Origin of the sequence: Bacteroides pyogenes (assembly GCF_014196225.1) — a bacterium.
GTDB classification, from domain to species: Bacteria; Bacteroidota; Bacteroidia; order Bacteroidales; family Bacteroidaceae; genus Bacteroides; species Bacteroides pyogenes_A.
Map to the genome: position 1 here is coordinate 31,168 of NZ_JACIDI010000005.1, position 16,608 is coordinate 47,775.

The 16,608-nt window shown below is 43.2% G+C and carries 13 protein-coding genes, 1 tRNA gene and 1 pseudogene; 7 read left to right on the plus strand and 8 right to left on the minus strand.

Annotated elements, in window-relative coordinates:
• Positions 1-302: 302 nt before the first annotated feature.
• The 3 genes from GGR07_RS04445 to GGR07_RS04455 are packed head-to-tail and all read right to left on the minus strand — an operon-like array spanning position 303 to position 3,688.
• Complete coding sequence (locus GGR07_RS04445) at positions 303-1,487, minus strand: AGE family epimerase/isomerase (protein WP_034542356.1); 1,185 nt, start codon at positions 1,485-1,487, stop codon at positions 303-305.
• An 11-nt stretch (positions 1,488-1,498) separates the two neighbouring features.
• Positions 1,499-2,416 (minus strand): dihydrodipicolinate synthase family protein, encoded by a 918-nt coding sequence (locus tag GGR07_RS04450; protein WP_122056714.1) that lies wholly within the window; start codon positions 2,414-2,416, stop codon positions 1,499-1,501.
• A gap of 33 nt (positions 2,417-2,449) precedes the next feature.
• The gene (locus GGR07_RS04455) at positions 2,450-3,688 is read right to left on the minus strand and encodes an MFS transporter (protein WP_021644814.1); all 1,239 of its coding nucleotides are present in this window, start codon (positions 3,686-3,688) and stop codon (positions 2,450-2,452) included.
• A 399-nt stretch (positions 3,689-4,087) separates the two neighbouring features.
• On the opposite strand from GGR07_RS04455, the gene GGR07_RS04460 reads away from it, so the two are divergent.
• Both GGR07_RS04460 and GGR07_RS04465 read left to right on the plus strand, forming a co-directional pair.
• Positions 4,088-5,296, plus strand: a complete 1,209-nt coding sequence (locus tag GGR07_RS04460; protein WP_034542357.1) for an ROK family transcriptional regulator — start codon at positions 4,088-4,090, stop codon at positions 5,294-5,296.
• Between the two features lie 157 nt (positions 5,297-5,453).
• Positions 5,454-5,526, plus strand: a tRNA-Thr gene (locus GGR07_RS04465).
• 197 nt (positions 5,527-5,723) lie between these two features.
• On the opposite strand, the gene GGR07_RS04470 is transcribed toward GGR07_RS04465, so the two are convergent.
• Positions 5,724-6,860 (minus strand): OmpA family protein, encoded by a 1,137-nt coding sequence (locus tag GGR07_RS04470; protein ID WP_034542358.1) that lies wholly within the window; start codon positions 6,858-6,860, stop codon positions 5,724-5,726.
• Positions 6,861-7,604: 744 nt separating this feature from the next.
• Between GGR07_RS04470 and mltG the strand changes: the two genes are divergently transcribed.
• From mltG to xpt, 5 genes and pseudogenes are all read left to right on the plus strand, one after another.
• Positions 7,605-8,639, plus strand: coding sequence for an endolytic transglycosylase MltG (gene mltG, locus GGR07_RS04475; RefSeq protein WP_034542451.1), 1,035 nt, complete (start codon positions 7,605-7,607; stop codon positions 8,637-8,639).
• 81 nt (positions 8,640-8,720) lie between these two features.
• Entirely contained in the window at positions 8,721-10,313 is a 1,593-nt protein-coding gene (locus tag GGR07_RS04480) for a thiamine pyrophosphate-dependent enzyme (protein WP_021644810.1), read from the plus strand.
• A gap of 3 nt (positions 10,314-10,316) precedes the next feature.
• Complete coding sequence (locus GGR07_RS04485) at positions 10,317-10,898, plus strand: indolepyruvate oxidoreductase subunit beta (RefSeq protein ID WP_021644809.1); 582 nt, start codon at positions 10,317-10,319, stop codon at positions 10,896-10,898.
• 40 nt (positions 10,899-10,938) lie between these two features.
• Positions 10,939-11,247: pseudogene (locus tag GGR07_RS04490) on the plus strand (phenylacetate--CoA ligase); the annotation flags it as partial.
• A gap of 22 nt (positions 11,248-11,269) precedes the next feature.
• A complete protein-coding gene (xpt, locus tag GGR07_RS04495; protein WP_021644807.1) occupies positions 11,270-11,839 on the plus strand; it encodes a xanthine phosphoribosyltransferase in 570 nt (189 codons plus the stop codon).
• Positions 11,840-12,406: 567 nt separating this feature from the next.
• On the opposite strand, the gene GGR07_RS04500 is transcribed toward xpt, so the two are convergent.
• From GGR07_RS04500 to GGR07_RS04515, 4 genes are all read right to left on the minus strand, one after another.
• Positions 12,407-12,769: a winged helix DNA-binding protein gene (locus GGR07_RS04500; protein WP_021644805.1), complete on the minus strand. Its 363-nt coding sequence runs from the start codon at positions 12,767-12,769 to the stop codon at positions 12,407-12,409.
• A gap of 104 nt (positions 12,770-12,873) precedes the next feature.
• Complete coding sequence (locus GGR07_RS04505; protein ID WP_021644804.1) at positions 12,874-13,059, minus strand: YgaP family membrane protein; 186 nt, start codon at positions 13,057-13,059, stop codon at positions 12,874-12,876.
• A gap of 4 nt (positions 13,060-13,063) precedes the next feature.
• A complete protein-coding gene (locus tag GGR07_RS04510) occupies positions 13,064-13,381 on the minus strand; it encodes a hypothetical protein (protein WP_021644803.1) in 318 nt (105 codons plus the stop codon).
• Positions 13,382-13,387: 6 nt separating this feature from the next.
• Complete coding sequence (locus GGR07_RS04515) at positions 13,388-16,603, minus strand: efflux RND transporter permease subunit (protein WP_122056606.1); 3,216 nt, start codon at positions 16,601-16,603, stop codon at positions 13,388-13,390.
• Positions 16,604-16,608 lie beyond the last annotated feature (5 nt).

Here is a 16,608-nt window from a genome sequence, read left to right on the forward strand (position 1 = left end):
ATAGTCACCACGGTGGATATATATGGCTACCACGCTGACAATATATGGCTACCACGCTGGCAATATATGGCTACCACGCTGGCAATATATAGCCACCATGCCGGTAATATATAGCCATCATGACGGTAATATATTACCGGCATGATGAAGAATCTTCTTCTCTCCTATTCTCCCTGTTTCGGCGGATATCTAAAAATATTATCTTGCGGTGTGAGGAAACGAAATAAAAAAACTTTCTTCTTTTTCTCAGAAAGGCGAAAAAGAAGAAAGTTAAAAAATGGATGGATAGATAGAACTTGCTATTACCTGCTTTTAAGAATCTCCTCACAAAGCAAGTGACTGCGGATCATCATTCGAGGGATGTGAAAAGGCCCTTTGAAAATATTTCCTTTAGCAGGTTGCGCTACCGAACCGTCGCGACGAAGATAACCATACCACTCTCCATATTCCTTATCGGGGAAATGCGCATAAGTCCATTCACTAATTTGTTTATGCATTTCAAGGTACTTCTCATCGCGGGTCATTTTGTAGGCGTAAAGAGTAGCGATGATAGCTTCGGTTTGCGGCCACCAAAATTTCATATCCTGCGAATAGTCTTGCGGAGGAAAGTTGCGGCAATCGCGGAAATTAATGATTCCGCCAAACTCTTTGTCCCATCCCCACTCCCATGACCAGTCGAGAATTTGGAGAGCCAACTGCATAAGCTCGTTGTCATCGTTCCGATAACGCGCTTCTTCCATAATAAACCATGCTGTTTCAATGCAGTGCCCCGGATTGATCACACGTCCGTTGCAAGTATCGATAAGTTCGCCCTGCGGTCCGACCATCTCAAGTAAGGCTTTAAACTCCGGATGAATGAAATATTTCCTCAATGCCGCAATCGATTCATCGATCTGCCTATCCAACACCGGGTCGCTAATAACTTCACGAATACGGGCAGCCGTATTGATCAGAATCATGGTAATAGAATGTCCGCGAGCCTCTAATGCCGGAAGATATTTAGGTTCCAGGAGTCCCGGAGTATTCAGAAAGTATTGTGTACGCTTAAATATTTCCAAAGCTCTCTCCGCATATTTTTTCTCTCCCGTCGCCGCGGCGTATTCTGCCAGGGCAATGGCGGCAAATCCTTCGGAAAAGACATAGCGGCGTTTACGCAACGGGCGTCCGTCTTCGGTCACTTCGAAAAACATGTGCCTGTCTTTGTCAAAACAATGGGCTTCAAGAAAGTCGATACAACTCTTCGACGCCTCCAGCCATTCGGGGTTCTTCTCAATATGATTGTAAGCATAAGCCGATATAAAGCCGAAACGACCTTGGAACCATACAGATTTGGTAGTATCCATCAAAGTTCCGTCTCTATCGACACAAGTATACACACCGCCATGTTTACGGTCGAGACCGTTCTTAAGCCAGAACGGCATAATGTTATTTTCCAAGTCATCTTTATAAGATGCAGACCATGATGTCAAGTATTCAGTCACGTTCATACACTTGATACTTAAAATTTATTGCATCGGTCGAAAAATCCGATAGCCTCCAACTCCAATTTCATTTGTCGCTCTTCTTCGTCGGTCATATTCTGGAAAGGAGTACGGTTTTTGCCCAAATCTAAACCTATTAATTTCATAATGCGTTTTCCGCCCACAATATTTCCCCGGAAATGGCAGATCACATTAATCACTTCCTGAGAGAAATTCTGACGTTCGCGGGCCAATTCCAAATCCCCTTTCTCCCACGCTTCGATAATGCCTACCAGCTCGCGACCATTGTAATTGGTTGTTCCGCCGATGCCTCCACGAGCTCCACCCATAGCGAGACATGGAAGGATTGTTTCGTCCTGCCCGTGCAGCATATCATATTTCCCCCCCTTATACAAACGGCACTGGTTATACTCATACATGCTTTCGAATGTATATTTAATACCTGCAAAGTTCGGTACACGCCCGTCTACCGCTTCAAGCAATTTCACCATCGGCAAGAAAGCGCCGTTGAAAGCTGGTATATGATAATAATAAAAAGGAAGATTCGGAGCACCCGAAGCTATTTCTTCAATATATTTCACCAGCTCTTCAACACGTCCGATTTTAGGGAATGGAGGAGCCATGGCACCAATGCCCCAAGCGCCGATTTTTTGCGCGTGTTCTGCCAACATCCGACTTGCTTTCACACAACAGCTTCCCACATGCACTATTACTTTAAAACCCTCGGGAGCAACAGAGATCCAGCGTTCGGCCAACTTCATTCTCTCTTCTTCTGCCAACATATACCCTTCACCCGACGAACCATTGATGAAAACTCCTTGCAGTCCGTTCTTTACTAACATTTTAGCATATCTTTCAATCGGTTCAAGATTCACTTCACCATTCTCGTAAAAAGGTGTGAACGGTGCATCGATAAGTCCAATAATTCGTTCCATAACCATACTATTTTTTAACGTTATTATAAGTATTCAATCTTCCATATTATCCGTAGTGGGACGTAAAAAATAAATTTGCAATGCCAAAGCTACAGCTACCACTACACTCAACAGGGCAAATCCCAAACCTAAGTTACCTCCATCTGTCCATTTGCCCAATACTTCTGTCACCGCAGCCCCGGCAAAGACACCCGTCATATTCATAATTCCATAAGCGGTTGCCCGATGCTTGGTCGATACAAACTGACAAAGAATAGGCATATTGTTAGCATCAAAAATACCAAAGCCAATGCCAAAGAGCAAACCTGCACCGATCACACTGACAAAACTATGTCCAAAACCGAGTAGGAGTAAAGCCGGTATCGTCATACCCAAGCCGATAGCGCCGGTATAAACACGTCCACGAATATTTCTTTGCACCCAGCGGTCGGAAAGAATACCTCCTGATATCACACCGATAAAACAAGAAAGTGCAATGGTAATCGTAGAGATAGGTCCGGCCTCAGACATCGGGATTCCTAAGCTGCTGGAGAATAGTGTAGGAAGCCAGTTCTTAGTGGCCCATCCCGGCAGACTCGGAGCTGCAAAATAAAACAGAATGATCCAGAATGCCCAATTAGAGAAGAGAAGAGACAGTCCTCCGAATAAAGAAGCTTTTTTCTTACCCGGTATATCAGACTGCTTTTGGGCCGTATTATGTATCCGGTTCTCATGTAGAAAGAATATCAAAACAAGAGAATAAAAGACCCCTACTATACCAAACCAATGAAAAGTAGCCTGCCACGAAAAAGCAGCGGCGGCCGTTGCTCCAAAACCTCCGATGGCTTGCCCGGCATAAAGCCCCGTCATATGCACTCCTACCGCCAAAGAGCGAGACTTTCCTTGATGCCAATCCGCAATCAACGATAAACCTGCCGGAATATATAATGCTTCACTTACTCCCATTATGGCGCGAAGCCAATAAAGTTGGCGGAAACTCTCGGCATATCCCATTAAAAAAGTAACAGCCGACCACACAAACAAACTACCTATTACCAGCCATTTACGACTAACCCGATCGGCAATCATTCCTGCAACAGGACTCATAAATCCATAAATCCATAGAAAAACAGCCATTAAGGCTCCGAAAGCCTCAGCCTTATTTAGTTCGACAATATCAATCTTCATAGCCTCTTGCATGGTAGAAAGCATCTGACGATCCATATAATTAAGCAATGCCACTCCCCATAATAAGCCAACTAAAACCCAGGGATAAATGTTTTTATCTTTCATAAAAAAGAACGTTTTATGTTATGCAAATAATAAAGTTTTGCAAACATAAAACTTTTTTCATCTACACACAAGAATTTAATAAAATACTTGTATATATGCCGCCCTTTTAATTAAAAAGAAAAGTAATCGACACAACATAGAAGAAAAAACATGCAAAAGAAGATCCCAAGTCAACTGAAATAAAAATCAACCGGGATTATCTTCATTTCTCGAAGTAAAGTATTTATAAACTAACACAATGGAAGAATGCAACAATATTCATTGAATATAGAAACACCTGCTATGAAACATTAAACGAATGCAAAAGAAAACCTAAATAGAAAATTATTTTATTTACAGTAGAATAGAAGATAAAATTAGTATATTTGCGTTTATTAATATAAGAAGAATACTGAAAATATGAAACAGCACCTGCTAAAAGAAATAGAGCTTGGCACCAAGAATGCCCTCCAGAAGAAGAAGATCATCAAGCATTATATATACAACGGAAGCTCTACCCTTACAGACTTGGCACGGGAAATGGATTTAAGTGTTCCGACGGTTACCAAATTCATCAGCGAAATGTGTGAAGAAGGGTATATCAACGATTATGGGAAATTAGAAACAAGCGGAGGCAGACATCCAAGCTTATATGGACTCAATCCGGAATCAGGCTATTTCATTGGTGTGGATATCAAACAATTTTCCATAAACATCGGATTAATGAACTTTAAAGGAGATATAGTCGAACTTAAAATGAATATTCCTCATAAGTTTGAAAACACACCGGATGCTCTTGATATACTTTGCAAACATGTAACCTCTTTTATAGAGAAAATCAATATCAATCCGGAAAAGATACTCAACATTAATATAAATATATCCGGAAGAGTAAATCCTGAATCAGGATATAGTTTCAGTTTGTTCAATTTTGAGGAACGTCCATTAGCAGAGATTCTGACTGAAAAAATAGGTCATAGTGTAAGTATTGATAACGATACACGAGCAATGACATACGGAGAATTTCTAAAAGGGTGTGTAAAAGGAGAAAAAGATATCATATTTGTCAATGTAAGTTGGGGAGTTGGAATCGGGATTATTATTGATGGAAAAATATATACTGGCAAATCCGGGTTCTCCGGAGAGTTCGGACATACAAATGTTTTCGACAACGAAATCATCTGTCATTGCGGAAAAAAAGGATGTCTGGAGACGGAAACCTCCGGCTCTGCCTTGCACCGCATATTGATTGAACGAGTTCAAAAGGGTGAAAACTCTATTCTATCCGAACGAATTGCAATGAAAGATAATCCGCTTACTCTTGACGAGATAATCTCAGCAGTAAACAAAGAAGATGTGCTCTGTATCGAAATAATAGAAGAAATAGGGCAAAAATTAGGCAAACAGATTGCGGGACTAATCAATATATTCAATCCAGAACTGGTTGTAATCGGAGGGACCCTCTCAATGACAGGAGATTATTTAACCCAACCTATCAAAACAGCGGTTCGCAAATATTCGCTCAATTTAGTAAACAAAGACTCGGCCATCCTTACGTCTAAATTAAAAGACAGAGCGGGCATTATTGGCGCATGCATGTTGGCGCGTAGCAGAATGTTTGAAAGCTGAAATATATCCTCCAGAGTGCTTACTTCTCTTTATTATCCAAAAGAGAGAATACGGAAAAGCAAACAATATTATTTTAGTTTTTGCATGCAAAAAGATTCAAAATCCTTTTGTTTTTTCAAATAAAGCTGTAATTTTGCACGCCGTAATAAAAGGAAATGCCGATATAGCTCAGTTGGTAGAGCAACGCATTCGTAACGCGTAGGTCACCAGTTCAAGTCTGGTTATCGGCTCAAAAAAAGAGATAAGAAGCGAGGTGGAATGAACTTTTGTTTCTTATCTCTTCTTTTTTGTTGAACCGATATCTGCAGGATACAAATCGAATTCTATACAAAACAAAAGAGACTATCCCGAAAGACAGTCTCCTTTTCTATCATTAATCACAAGTTTTTTAAATACAAAGAAAAATGATTGTCGGCTAAAAAACTATTTATTTTTGGGCTTCCTTAATAGTACAGATACTTACGCGATTCCAATCAGGCTCAGAAAACATATCGCCAACGCCTTGTCCTTCGGTCGAAATACGAGCAGCAGAAATTTTATATCTCTTGATCAAAGTATTCTTAACAACTTCGGCACGCTGTCTGGCAATTCTATCGTTCACCTCTTGGCTGCCTTCCGGAGAGGCATACCCCTTAATAACCACTGTAGATTCCGGATATTTATTCAAATACACAGCAATACGCTCCACATTAGGAAGCTGAGAAGCATCAATTGTAGTTCTTCCCTGACGGAAAGTTACTACAGATTCCAACATCTGAGATTTTTCAGTAACGGTCTGAACTATCGGTTTTTTATTACGGCATTCCTCCAATTGCTGTTGCAACTCGCCTACCCTGCGATTAGCTTCCATCAATGAAGCTTCTGTGTCTTGGGCCTGACCACGCAATTCATTTACTCTTGCGTTCAATATATCCACTTCTGCCTGATCGTAAGCTCTTCCGAATGACATATGATGTTCACCATTACTGCCTCTGAAATGATAAGTTAATCCTGCCAAAACTTCAACAGTAGCATTGTTAGCGTTGAACTTCAGACTAGGCATTGCCTGATTGCCTCCCAGAGCATATACCAATGCAGGTTTCAAAGCCAGAGTCCAAGCTTTTCTTTCACCCAGATTAAAGTTGAAGTTCAAACCAACTTTGGAACTCAAAAAGTTACGGCTTTCTAAAACATTTCCATAAAAATGCAACCAACCAGCACCAGCTACAGCTTCCATTTCAAAACAACGAGGAGCACCTTGATATGAACCAAACAGATTATTTAAATTCACTCTACCTAATAAACTCACATTTGAATTGTCGAATGCCGTATGGCTTTCAGTGGTATTGATATATCCCATACCTTCGATAGTAAAACCGACAATCGGCGTCAATTGCTTACCGATTTCAACTCCTACTGCAGGGCGCATGTTTTTAAAAAATGCACTGTGAGTAAGGGGTGTCACTCCGCCAACGTTTATACCCATAGACCAATTATCAAAAACCTTACTACCTTGCAATAAATTCTGGCTTGAAGCAGAAACAGCCAAAAAGCCAAACATAGCAAAAATAAAAATCTTCTTCATAAAAATTCTTTTTAAAAGTTACATTATATTCAACAATAAAATAGAAAAAAAGTTTTGTTATATAGCACTTAAGTTTCAAATACAAACGAACAATCTACATGCATAAATGTTTTAAAAGAAGAGCTTAAACTTTTCATACGGTCATACGGTCTGTGAAGATAGTGGACCGTTTCTTACGCTTACATACAATCTAAAATCGTATGAAAGGTTTTACTTCTGCATATCTATTAGATTTACAAAAAGTTACTCTTTCTTCTCGGCTCACATCCACAAAATCGGTTGACTGTAAAATAACTGATGGGAAAATGTAGGTTTAATTACAGAAATCACAGTTCTAAAACTGTTTCCATAATCTTATTTATATTCATGTTAAGGAAAGAGGTTAATAGTACTCCACAAAAAAGAGTTTTTCTCATTATTATTATCAATGATTGTTCATAAATTAATTTATCAACTTAATCTATTAAGCTGAACAGCAATTGGAGTAGTCCAATATCGGGGACAAAGATACAAAAAAAACATGTAATTACAAAATAAATACCAAAAACTCATCATTTTCAGTCTGTTTATCCTAAAAAGAAGAAAGCAAAACAAATGTAAGAACAGCTATATATAGCTTTTATAGACATTGCACCTGTCAACTAAAGATAGAACAAAAAATACATTTTTCACGGACTATTTTCTATTAAATTCTTCTTATCTTTGAACCCGAGAAAAGAGTAACGCATCTATTATACAATGATTATGGTAAGGAAGAAAAGAATTCTGCAATGGGTTTTCACTGGAATTATTTTACTTGGCATCGTGAGTGGAGGAATAGTATATTATTATTTATTCTATCCTCAACTTCATCCGTCCAAAACCGTATATGTCTATGTAGACCGTGACGATACGGCGGATTCCATATATAATAAGATAGAAAAAAATGGCTCTGCCGCCAACCTTATAGGCCTCAAATGGTTGGTCCGATACAAAAGCCCTCCTTTCCAAGTGCGTACCGGACGCTATGCAATTCGTCCACAAGATAATGCATATCATGTCTTCAGCCGCTTATATCGAGGACATCAGGAACCTGTGAATCTGACTATCGGAAGTGTCAGAACCTTGGACAGATTGGCTCGGAATATAGGCAAGCAATTGATGATAGACTCTGCCGAAATTGCCCGACAAATGTTCGATTCCACTTTTCAACTCCAGATAGGATATAATAACGCAACTTTGCCTTGTCTCTTCATTCCTGAGACCTATCAAGTATATTGGAACATGAGCGTAGAGGATTTTTTCAAGCGGATGCAAAAAGAACATGAACTATTTTGGAATGACAAACGAATGGCTCAGGCCTCTATTCTTGGGATGACCCCCACAGAAGTTTGCACATTGGCTTCCATAGTCGAAGAAGAAACGAACAATAATGAAGAAAAGCCGGTGGTAGCAGGATTATATATGAACCGTCTGTACATGAATATGCCCTTACAGGCCGATCCGACTGTCAAATTTGCTTTGCAGGACTTTGCTTTGCGACGCATCAGCAACGAAAATCTTCAGATAAACTCTCCTTATAATACTTATATAAATACAGGGCTACCACCCGGACCCATCCGCATTCCTACCAAGAAAGGCATTGAGAGTGTGCTCAACTATACAAAGCATGACTATATTTATATGTGTGCTAAAGAAGACTTTTCGGGCACACACAACTTTGCATCCAATTATGCCGATCACATGACAAATGCAAGGAAGTATTGGAAAGCGTTGAATGAGAGGAAGATTTTCAAATAACCTTATAATAAAGAGAGTAGAAAGTTTTATCTTTACCCGATAAAGAATAAACTATGAATAACACTAAAAAACTTAGAAGAAATGAGCAAAAAACTCTTACTTGGCGACGAAGCCATTGCGCAGGCGGCATTAGATGCCGGACTTTCGGGTGTATATGCTTATCCCGGAACCCCTTCTACAGAGATTACAGAGTACATTCAGGCAGCTCTCGTCAGCACCGAACGGCAAATACACAGCCGTTGGTGTGCGAATGAGAAGACAGCGATGGAAGCAGCACTCGGAATGTCGTTTGTCGGGAAAAGAGCTTTAGTCTGCATGAAGCACGTAGGCCTGAACGTGGCTGCAGACTGTTTTGTTAATTCAGCTGTCACGGGGGTGAAAGGAGGATTGATCGTGGTAGCCGCTGACGACCCCGGTATGCACTCTTCGCAGAACGAACAAGACAGTCGGTTCTATGGAGACTTTTCGCTCATTCCCATGTATGAGCCGAGCAGCCAGCAGGAGGCTTACGACATGGTATACCACGGATTCGATTTTTCCGAAAAGACAGGAGAACCCTTATTACTACGTATCGTAACCCGTCTCGCACATTCCCGATCGGGAGTGGAACCCAAAGAGCAAAAGCCTCAGAATGAACTTTCTTTCAGCGATGATCCCCGACAGTTTATCTTGCTTCCGGGTATTGCGCGCAAGCGCTACAAAGCATTGCTTACCCGTCAAGAAAATTTCATTAAAGCTTCCGAAGAGTCACCCTACAATAAATACATTGACGGTCCTAATAAAAAAGTGGGCATTGTTGCTTGCGGTATCGGCTACAATTATCTGATGGAGAACTATTCTGAGGGATGCGAATATCCGGTACTTAAGATCGGACAGTATCCGTTGCCCAGGAAACAACTTCTCCGGTTGGTAGAATCCTGCGAAGAGATACTGGTGCTGGAAGACGGACAACCCTTTGTAGAAAAGCAGCTGAAAGGTTATTTAGGACTGGGCATCAACGTAAAAGGACGTTTAGACGGAACCCTTTCACAGGACGGAGAATTGAATCCGGACTCTGTTGCGCGTGCCGTAGGCAAAGAAAACAAGTCGATGTTCGGCGTGCCTGCCCTTGTCGAAATGCGTCCGCCCGCTCTCTGTCAGGGATGCGGCCATCGCGACATGTATACCACCCTGACCGAAGTGCTCAGAGAAGAGTATCCTACCCACAAAGTATTCAGCGACATCGGATGCTATACATTAGGCTCCAATGCACCTTTCAATGCCATCGACTCTTGTGTGGACATGGGAGCTTCCATCACCATGGCGAAGGGAGCGGCCGACGGAGGACTTCATCCAGCGATAGCCGTGATCGGAGATTCCACCTTTACCCATTCTGGAATGACTGGCCTGCTCGATTGCGTGAATGCGAACGCCAATGTCACCGTCATCATATCCGACAACGAAACAACAGCAATGACTGGCGGACAAGACTCTGCCGGGACGGGGCGAATAGAAGCTATCTGCGAAGGCTTGGGAGTATCTCCTTCACACATTCGCGTAGTGGTTCCGCTGAAAAAGAATTACGAAGAAATGAAGCAGATCATACGCGAAGAAATCGAATACCGTGGCGTATCTGTCATCATCCCGCGCAGAGAATGTATCCAAACATTATCACGTAAAAAAAGGAGCAAGTAAATCATGAAAAAAGATATTATATTGGCAGGAGTAGGCGGACAGGGAATTTTATCCATCGCCACAGTGATCGGTAAAGCAGCTCTGAAAGAAGGTCTGTATATGAAGCAGGCCGAAGTGCACGGAATGAGTCAACGCGGCGGAGACGTACAATCGAATCTCCGCATCAGCGACCGCCCCATCGCCTCCGATTTGATTCCATTGGGCAAATGTGACCTCATTATCTCGCTCGAACCCATGGAGGGGCTACGCTATCTCCCCTACCTCAGCCCCGAAGGATGGCTGGTGACCAACGATACTCCGTTTATCAACATCCCCCACTATCCCGAAGAGCATATGTTGATGGCGGAAATCGACAAGCTTCCGCATAAAATTGTGCTGAGTGTAGACAAAATAGCCAAGGAAACCGGTTCTGCACGAGTGGCGAACATCGTACTATTGGGAGCCACCATTCCTTTCCTCGGTATCGACTACCGGAAAGTGCAAGAAAGCATTCGTGAAATCTTCCAACGGAAAGGGGAAGAAATCGTTGAAATGAACCTGAAAGCATTGGCTGCCGGTAAAGAAATGGCAGAAAAGCTGATGTAATAAATAACAACGATGGATAGAAAATACTGGGAAGAAGATTATCATTAAAGGAGCGAACATCTTCCCCATGCAGGTAGAGAAAATTCTGGTACGTTTTCCCGCATTGGGGAGCAACTACCTTATCACGTTGCAAACGGTGAACCATCAAGACGAAATGGTGGTGGAAGTGGAGTTGAGCGACCTTTGTACCGACAATTATATAGAGTTGGAAAAAACACGCAAAGAAATCGCCCGCCGGTTGAAAGATGAAATCCTCGTTACTCCCAAAGTAAAACTGGTAAAGAAAGGCTCTTTACCGCAGAGCGAAGGAAAAGCCGTGCGAGTAAAAGACATAAGGGAGAATCAATAACCACAAATAAATAACATATAAGATGCAATTATTAAAAAAGAGAATTCTGCAAGACGGGAAATGCTACGAAGGAGGAATCCTGAAAGTGGACAGTTTTATTAATCACCAGATGGATCCGGTCTTAATGAAATCGATAGGTGTAGAGTTTGTCCGTCGTTTTGCAGCAACCAATGTCAACAAGATTATGACTATCGAAGCGAGCGGAATCGCTCCGGCTATCATGACGGGCTATTTGATGGACCTGCCGGTTGTTTTTGCGAAAAAGAAATCTCCTAAAACAATACAGAATGTACTGAGTACGACTGTACACTCTTTCACGAAGGACAGAGATTATGAAGTCGTTATCAGCGCCGACTTTTTGACTCCGGACGACAACATTCTTTTTGTAGACGATTTTCTGGCTTATGGTAATGCCGCCTTAGGAGTCATCGATTTAGTGAAACAGGCGGGCGCCAATCTTGTCGGTATGGGGTTCATCATTGAGAAATCTTTCCAAGACGGACGAAGGATTCTGGAAGAGCAGGGCGTACGTGTAGAAAGTCTGGCTATCATCGAAGATTTGTCGAATTGCTGCATTAAAATCAGGGAATAAAAGCCGGTTGTCTGTCGGCATGATAGGGTGGAAAACCAAAGCATTTGCTTTAATTAGGGATATCCACATATATTAATATCAAAGCCAACTAATTCATTGCGAGTCAGTTGGCTTTTTTGTATCTTTAAGCATTCCCCGCAAAAGTGGTTTGGCGCCAAAACAGGGAAAACTTGCTAAAACACATATGGCAAAGATACATAAAATCTGCGAAATCCAACCTGCTTCAGGTTTTATCGGGTTCGATACTCAGAAAGATATCACCGGAGTTTTGCATGCAGTGAGCCGAGGCATGTGCATTCTGTTTTTCCTTTCCAAGAGTTGGCATATAGGATGGGTCTGAAAGAGTCTGATTATAGGCGTAAGAACTACTTTTCTGCTGAAGGCAGGATCGCTTTAATGGTTCTTAAATCCTACACAGGATTTTCAGACAGAGATTTGATAGCATACCTGAACGGCAGGAAACTTTTGAAACTTCCCAATGATTGTTTCGGTCGTCATCATTGTACCTCGAAACAGTACAGTTTAGCGCGACAGCCTCTTATCAAACAAACCAAACCCTAACTGATGCTAAAACGCATTACTTTGCAAAACTCTCTGAAGCAAATCGGACATTTCCAATTCTTCGCATACGATTTCCGACAAAGCCTTTTTGCCTTTCCTCGTAAGCGAAAAATACATCTGTCTCTTGTCCACAACTCCCATCACGCGTTCTACCAACCCTTTGTCTTCAACAGACCGGATAACCTTGGAAGCATTGGAATTCGTCAGTCCCAATGTTTCGGCTATCTCGCCCGAAGAAAGCCGGTCTACTTTGGAAAGGCTGCATAGCAACATGCCCTCGTTTAAACAAAGATGGTGCTTCTTTTCCATCTCCAACTCAAATGCTATGATGGCACGATAGACATCTCTTATTCTGCACAATGTTTCCATATCTGTTTCTACTGATTTATTTTCCGAAATAAATAGATTGACAAATATACGTTTTATTTGTCCATGTAACAAGTATCCTTCGGAAAACGGATATTTCGTTGTTATTATTTAACGCCTGATTTATCCAGAAAATATTCGAGCGGACAAAATCCGGTAAAAGAAGACTGCACGAGATTGGCTCCTACGAACAAGGGCAAAAGCAACCATGCAGAGGATACGAAATAAGCGAGTGAGGTGCCGGCAAGCACCATGCTGCCGACTACCAAACGGATGATATATTCTTTTTTCATTATATTATATGAATTTTGAAAAGTTTTCTACTTCCAACACGAATCCATGAACGGGAAATAAATCTCCGCATTCCGCATTGCAATGCTCGATGTGGCGGATCGCATCGTTGACAATCTCTTCGGGAGCGAAACTGAAGAGCATGAGCGAATTGGTCTTGGCTCCCGAGGCTCCTCTTCCGAACCAATTCAAAGAAGCCCTCTCTTTACCTTTCTTATATCCGGTAATGTTTACCGTGCTGAAACGGACAATCCCCGCTTCGTGCAGCAAACGTGCTACACGCTCCTGATATTCGGCGATACTTAATACGACTATAAGTTTCATAGCTGTTTATTTTACTTTGTTCTTCAACATTTTGAAATACAATAACGGCACTACCACGAGGGTGAGCATGGTGGAAGTAATGGTTCCTCCCATCAGTGATATGGCAAGACCTTGGAAAATGGGGTCGAACAACATCACAATGGCACCCAGCACCACACCGCCCGCCGTGAGTATAATAGGTGTCGTACGCACGGCTCCGGCTTCGATAACCGCTTGTTTGAGAGGAATGCCGTCTTTCAGCCGGATATCGATAAAATCGATGAGCAGTACGGAGTTGCGCACCATGATGCCTGCGAGAGCGATGAAACCGATCATCGACGGAGCGCTGAAGTAAGCTCCCATCACCCAATGTCCCAAAATGATTCCTATCAGCGACAAGGGAATAGCCGCCAGTTGCACCAACGGAGTGATGAAGTTCTGGAACCAGCCGACAATGAGCATGTATATGATGACGAGCACAAAGAGGAAGGCAAGTCCCAAGTCGCGGAATACTTCATAAGTGATTTTCCACTCTCCGTCCCATTTCAGCGAGAAGTCGTCTTCCCGTTCGGGTTGCCGGCTGTATTCTTCGCGGATACTGTAGCCTGCGGGAAGCTGTATCTTCGACAGCTCTGACGAAACATCGGCCATGGCATAAACCGGACTTTCCAAGTCTCCCGCCACTTCGGCCAATACATAGACTACCCGTTTCTGATTCTTTCTGTAAATGCTCTTCGCCTTTTCACCTTTTGTCACACTCACCAGATTCCCGATCGGCTCGACTGCGCCCTGCCGGCTCACCACTTTCATACTCATCACCTCTTCCATATTCGATTTGTCTTGTTCGGGCAGTTGAAGCATAATACCCACTTGGTTCACAGTCGATGGCTGATGCAGTATTCCCACAGTCATGCCGGACAAGGCGCCACGCATATTTTCCACAATCTGCCCGGCAGGGATGCCGCGCTTCATGGCCTTATCTTTATCCACTTCGAACCGATATTCGGGCTGGTCGCTCTCTACCGTCCAGTCTACGTCGACCACGTTGGGCGTACGCGCAAGAATTTCTTTAATCCGGTCGGCTATCTCGATTTGTTTTTCGTAATCGGGTCCATATACTTCGGCCACAACGGTCGACATCACGGGAGGCCCGGGCGGCACTTCCACAATCTTCACGTTCGCACCGAAACGTTTGCCTATCTCCTGCAGGCCGTCGCGCATGGATTTGGCAATGTCGTGGCTCTGCTCGCTGCGTTCTCCTTTATCTACAAGGTTCACCTGTATATCTCCCACATTGTCTCCCGAGCGCAAGTCGTAATGACGCACCAAGCCATTAAAGCTGATAGGCGCGGAAGTGCCTACATACGTCTGATAGTTGGTTACCTTCTCATTTTTGCCGATGTATATGCCCAGCTCTTTTGCCACAGCTGCCGTACGTTCGAGCGTAGTCCCTTCGGGCATATCGATGACTACCTGAAATTCATTCTTATTGTCGAACGGAAGCATCTTGACGGATACGGATTTGGTATAGAACAGTACGAACGAACTGAGCAAAACCACCGTCAGGCCAAGCATAAACGCCCACCGTTTCTTTCTGCTTTCGAGGAAAGGCGTCGTTATGGCAGAATAAACTTTGTATATGCGGCTCTGATGCAGTTCCTCACCATTTTCCTCCTCTTCGTTGGTTGCGGATTCGTCGGCATGTTTTCCCTTATATTGAAGAAACAAAAAGCCGAAATAGGGTGTCAGTGTAAGAGCCACCAGCAAAGAAAATATCATGGCGATAGAAGAACCGATAGGCATCGGGCTCATGTATGGCCCCATCATGCCGGAGACAAAAGCCATCGGCAGAACGGACGCAATGACTGTAAGCGTAGCCAGAATAGTGGGGTTGCCCACTTCATTGATGGCATACAGCGCAGCCTGCATGGGAGGCAGCTTCTTCATTTTGAAATGCCGGTACATATTTTCCGCAATAATAATGGAGTCGTCGGTAACGATACCCGTCACAAACACCAAAGCGAAGAGAGTGATGCGATTCAACGTATATCCCAGGAAATAGTAGGCGAACAATGTGAGCGCAAAGGTGATGGGAACGGAAATAAACACCACCAATCCGCCACGCCATCCCATAGCCAGCATCACAAACAAGGTGACGATAATAATCGCTATGGACAAATGCCATAAAAGTTCGGAAACTTTGTGCGAAGCGGTGAGGCCATAATTCCGGGTTACCTCCACATTCAGATCTTCGGTGATCAAATCTTTTTTCAGTTGTTCCATTTTATCGATGGCGACATCGGCAAGCTTCATCGCATCGGCGCCTTTTTTCTTCGCCACTGATATAGTGACGGCGGCATAATCAGAAGGATGCTTGGCACGGAGTTCGGGATTGGCCGATCCGAAGCCGAACGAAACATAGTTGCGAGGGACTTCGGGACCGTCTTCCACCGACGCTATTTGATGCAAATAGACCGGGTGACCGTCGGTCACTCCCACAATCGTATTTTTAACCTCTTCCACACTTGAAAAGAAGTTTCCTGTGCGAACGGAGTAAACCTTGTCGCCGCTCAATATATTACCGCTGTGCATTTGGGCGTTATTGGCCTGCAAAGCTTGTACGACCGTACCGAAATCTATTTTGCTTCCGGCCATTTTGTCTTTATCCGGCAAGATTCTCACTTGCCGGCTTTGTCCGCCTATCACATTGACCTGTGCCACATCGGGAATCTTCTTGATTTCATTCGCTACCACTTCGGAGACTTGGCGAATCCGGTAGTCTCCCATTTTATCGCTCCAAAGCGTAAACGACAGAGCCGGTACGTCATCGATCGATCTTGTCTTTACCAGAGGCATTGTGGCGCCTTGAGGTATGCGGTCCATATTCTTCATCAACTCATTGTACAGCTTCACCAGCGAGCGTTCCACATCCTCTCCGACATAGAACTGCACGGTAATCATGGCCATACCGTTCATCGAAGTGGAATATACGTCTTCCACCCCTTTGATATTCGAAATGATTTTTTCAATCGGTTGCACCACGCTGCTTTCCACCTCTTGCGGGGTAGCTCCGGGATAACCGATCATGATGTCCGCCATGGGAACCTCTATTTGAGGCTCTTCCTCGCGCGGAATAAAATATATACTGAACGCCCCCAACATCAAGAAAGCAACCATCAACAGAATGCTTAGCTTTGATGTAATAAAGGCTTTGGCAATTTTTCCTGATATTCCTTGTTCCATAATCG